Annotated in this window: 7 protein-coding genes; 4 read left to right on the plus strand and 3 right to left on the minus strand. The window is 49.1% G+C overall.

The annotated features are described in order from the left end of the window. The 3 genes from VF260_11630 to VF260_11640 all read right to left on the minus strand — a co-directional run. Positions 1–626, minus strand: a 626-nt coding sequence (locus VF260_11630; protein ID HEX7057826.1) for a hypothetical protein, incomplete at its 3' end; no start/stop codon positions are given. A 39-nt stretch (positions 627–665) separates the two neighbouring features. Beyond that, positions 666–1,280, minus strand: a complete 615-nt coding sequence (locus tag VF260_11635; protein ID HEX7057827.1) for a DUF2249 domain-containing protein — start codon at positions 1,278–1,280, stop codon at positions 666–668. 150 nt (positions 1,281–1,430) lie between these two features. Then, positions 1,431–2,147, minus strand: coding sequence for a Crp/Fnr family transcriptional regulator (locus VF260_11640; protein ID HEX7057828.1), 717 nt, complete (start codon positions 2,145–2,147; stop codon positions 1,431–1,433). 209 nt (positions 2,148–2,356) lie between these two features. On the opposite strand from VF260_11640, the gene VF260_11645 reads away from it, so the two are divergent. From VF260_11645 to VF260_11660, 4 genes are all read left to right on the plus strand, one after another. Beyond that, positions 2,357–2,917 (plus strand): hemerythrin domain-containing protein, encoded by a 561-nt coding sequence (locus tag VF260_11645; GenBank protein ID HEX7057829.1) that lies wholly within the window; start codon positions 2,357–2,359, stop codon positions 2,915–2,917. Positions 2,918–2,937: 20 nt separating this feature from the next. Further along, complete coding sequence (locus tag VF260_11650) at positions 2,938–3,510, plus strand: molybdenum cofactor guanylyltransferase (protein ID HEX7057830.1); 573 nt, start codon at positions 2,938–2,940, stop codon at positions 3,508–3,510. Positions 3,511–3,522: 12 nt separating this feature from the next. After that, on the plus strand, positions 3,523–3,678 hold the full coding sequence (locus VF260_11655; GenBank protein HEX7057831.1) for a cytochrome c oxidase subunit 2A: 156 nt from the start codon (positions 3,523–3,525) through the stop codon (positions 3,676–3,678). A gap of 105 nt (positions 3,679–3,783) precedes the next feature. Beyond that, positions 3,784–3,982 (plus strand): 2-dehydro-3-deoxyphosphogluconate aldolase (locus VF260_11660; protein ID HEX7057832.1); only part of this gene is annotated, 199 nt, incomplete at its 3' end.

A 3,982-nucleotide genomic window follows, 5' to 3' on the forward strand; every position in this document is an offset into this window, starting at 1 on the left:
GGCATCAATTTATAGCCGAATCCGCTGATCAAGATGGCAAACCAGCCAACCGTCGCAAACCAGAGATGCGCGCCAAACACCCGTTCATGATAGATTTGCAGGAAATTATATTTGAAGTCGAGACCCATCAGCATGCCTGTCAAAGCGGCTAGCGTCAAATAAACAATGGCGCACGTGGCGCTGATCGTAACCGTATTCCACAATTTGGACTTATGCAAGGTCAAGGCAATATTCAGCACAAACAGCAAAATTCCGATAAATGTCAAACTGGCAAACAAGGCGATAAACACCATATTGAATCGGGCAAATCCGTAAATAAGCCCGAGCGCTCCCACAGTAAAAAACGCATAATGCGCATAGCCAAGCTTGCGGCTGTATAAAGAAGTTTGCAGTACGACGTTAATCAGTTGATAAACGGCGCCCATCGCCGTCATGGTGGCCCAGCCGAGCATCAACAGATGCACGTGCATCCAGCCGGACGGGCCCCGCGGAAATTCCCGCAGCCATAAGGCAAGCGTCCCTGCCGAATACAACTGGAACGCAAAAAACAGGATGATTCCGGTTCCGATAAATAAAAACGGCAGCCGAAACACGGCTTTATCGTGTTGCCCCGGAGCTGTAATCATTGTCTCCTCACCTGCCCCCCGCAGCGTTTAATTGCCAGATCACGGTTTGGTAATGAGCACTTTGGCGGACCCGTCGGGCTGTTCGTAGATGGTGTATGCGCATCCCATCGCTTTTAGCTCTTCGATTAAAAAAACCGGAACCCGATCGTTGTGAATCAGCACGCTTTCGCCGGATTTGCACGCGTCGATCTTGGCCAGAGTGCGCATCATCGGCTGCGGCGGCTGCAATCCCCGGTTATCGAGGATATAAGCGACATTATCTGTTGGCGGTTCCGACGATGCGGCGGTATTGGCCTGGGCGGCAGCCGCCAAGTCGGCGGACAAATTTTTGAGCGGCAGTTCCTCCTGCACGTCTACTTCCCGCGCGCCTTCCTCCTGCTCGTTTTCTTCCTGCGCGTTCAGTTCGCCGAGCCATTTTTTTCTGCTGCGATGGACAAATGTGACCTTCCAGTGATCGGGAGCGAGTTTTTCACATTTGTTCACGAGACCGCGCAATTTCAGAATGCCCAAGAGCGGCTTAGGCTTAAACGGGGCATGCAGCACAAATATATCGTCTTTGCCGAGCTTTTTCACGGTGCTCATAATCAATTCGAACGGCTCCAATTTATTTTTCAAATGCTCGCGGACGTCCAATTCCACAACATTTTGTTCCAAAGCGCATCGCTCCATTCCGATCAATTTATTTATTTTAAACCTCCCGCCGCCCGGCAATTGTGATACCCGTCACATCACTGGCAAAAGCGGGCACCGACTTGTGTCGACGCCCGCGTCCCGTTTTGTCATCCATTTTTATCATCCATATGGTTAAATCCGGCACAAACTGCTCGGGCAGTTTTCGCATTGGCACATTTCGCGCAATGAATTGATATCCTTTAAAATAATATAGCCGTTTTCTAATCCTATGATACCAACTTTTTTCAAATCGCTCAACATCCGATTGACGCTTTCTCTTGTTGCGCCGATCAATTCGGCAAGTTCGGTATTGGTCAATTTTTTGGCGATCATCGAGTATTGGCCGTAAGGTTTGCCAAACGTGTTGTTCAGCCTGATCAAAGTGGAGCTAAGCGCGCCCGGTTTTCCGAACATCAGCAAATCGCGGAATTTCGTTTGCGTGATATGGTGCATATGCCCCAGCCATTTCATGAACTCGACGGCCAAATCGCCATGCTGCCAAAGCAGCACTTCCAGATCTTTTATTTGTATGACGCCGATCGTTCCTTCTTCGATGACCTCGGCATTGAACGTATGCTGGTTTTGTGCGATTCCGTCGAACTGTCCGAACATGTCGCCGTCTTGAAACATGTATAGGATCAACTGCTTCCCGTCATCCGTCGCTTTGGTCACTTTTACGCGCCCGTGCTTGATATAATACAATTTGTCCGCTTTGTCGCCTTCCCAAAAAAGATACGAGTTTTCCGCCACTTTGTATTCATACATGATTTCCGTCAGGCGGGAGAAATTTTCCAAGGAAAAGATGCAAGTGTTCCGGATGCTTTTTAAAGGTGCATGGTCAACGGCCATGATGACACTTCCTTTCGCCGATACCATCCGGCAATGATTTTTTTCCTATTTTAAAAGTAATGAAGATACAAGGAATGGGGTGTGATAAAAATCACTATAATTTGCGGGATCATGCCTGTAATTTCGAACATATTGTGACTTTTGTAACATCATCCCATTTTGAAAGCCGTTATAGTGAAATTAATAACTTGCTGCCGGAGGTGCGGCTTATGCCCCTGGTAAAAGGATTTGCGATGACGGATGAGTTGTTGCCGCCGAAAAACCGCGATCCAGCAATCGAGCTGCTGATCGACGACCATACCCGAATGATCAAAACTCTGGAGAACGTCAGGCGAATCGGCAAAAAGACATTCCGCAAGCTGTCCGTAGCGGGTTTAACGGCATGGAAAAAGGAAACGCAGCAATTGCGCAAAGAGCTGGAAGAACATATGGTTAAAGAGGAACAAGTGCTGTATGCGCTCCTTTCGCAGTACGTGGATGCGCGAGTGGGACCGCTTGGCGTCCTGTTATATGAACATGAGCAAATCGCGAAACAATTGAATTTATTCGAACAAAAACTGAGCTTGCTTGTTCATCTGAACGGGAAAGACACCAATTTGCTCAGGGAAGCTTACGAACTATGCCAAAATATGCATACGACGATGTGCGAACATTTTGCAAAAGAAGAAAAAAACGGCTATTTGCTTGCCCAGGGTGTTCTCACCCGGACGGATCTGTCGCACATGCTCCGCAAGTTTCGGAAAATATCGGCCCACAAGAACAAGGTTTGAAGAAAAGAAGGTGAACGGAGATGTTGGCCGGGGTTATTCTGGCGGGCGGCAAAACAATGCGCGACGGGAAATTAAAGGCGATGATGCCCTTTCAGGGTGAACCGATCATTCGCAGGCAGATTAGGGAAATGCAAACCATTTGCGCGGAAATGATCATCGTCACGAATGAGCCGAAACAAGTGCTGCCGGTGGTGGACCGCGATATTCGCATCATAACGGATTTTATTCCGGGCATGGGGCCGTTGAGCGGCATGCATGCCGCGCTCAAACTGTCCAAATGCGAACAAGTGTGGATTGCCGCTGCCGATATGCCGTTCGTTTCCGCGGCGGCGGCTGCGCTCATGCTGGAATACAAGGAAAGCCTGCAGCTGGATGCGGCTATTCCGCTCTTGCAAGGCAGACATGTGCCGCTGCACGCCGTTTACCATAAAAGCATTTCCGCCGCCGTATCCGCTTTGTTGCACGCCGGCGAAACGAGACTGACGGAATTGCTGCGGCTCATCCATTGGGGAGAAGTGACCGAAGACGAATTTCACATGCGCGGCATTGCCACGAGTTTTGCCGACGAGATTAAAAGCGAGACTTTGCAATAGAGAGGCGGCAACATGGCGGATCATGCAAAATTGCCAGAAAAGGATGAGACGGCAAATCATAAAAATGCAACCGCAAAAATGACTTATTTTGCCGTCTTGCTCCTCGGCGGCTTTCTGGCGGCCGCCTGGCTGGTCGTCTTTATTTTGTTTTTGGCCAGAAACGGCTGATCACAGCCGCAATCGCTGCAATTACAACGTTTTTAAAAAATGTTTGGAATTTGGCGAGACATGTCTTAAGATAAACTTATTGATCATAGAGAGGATGGTGCGGACATGTCGAAACTGGAACTGGTAAAACAAGAGAAGATTATTGCGATCGTCAGGGGGATTGCGCGCGACAAGTCGGATGCCACCGGCAAGGCGTTAGTGGAGGGCGGCATTCGGATTCTCGAAATTACGATGAATACGGACGGCGCTTTGGAGACAATCAAAAGCTGGCGTTCGCTGTTTTCCCGGGATGTCACAATCGGAG

Source organism: Bacilli bacterium (assembly GCA_036381315.1).
Classification (GTDB): Bacteria; Bacillota; Bacilli; order Paenibacillales; family KCTC-25726; genus DASVDB01.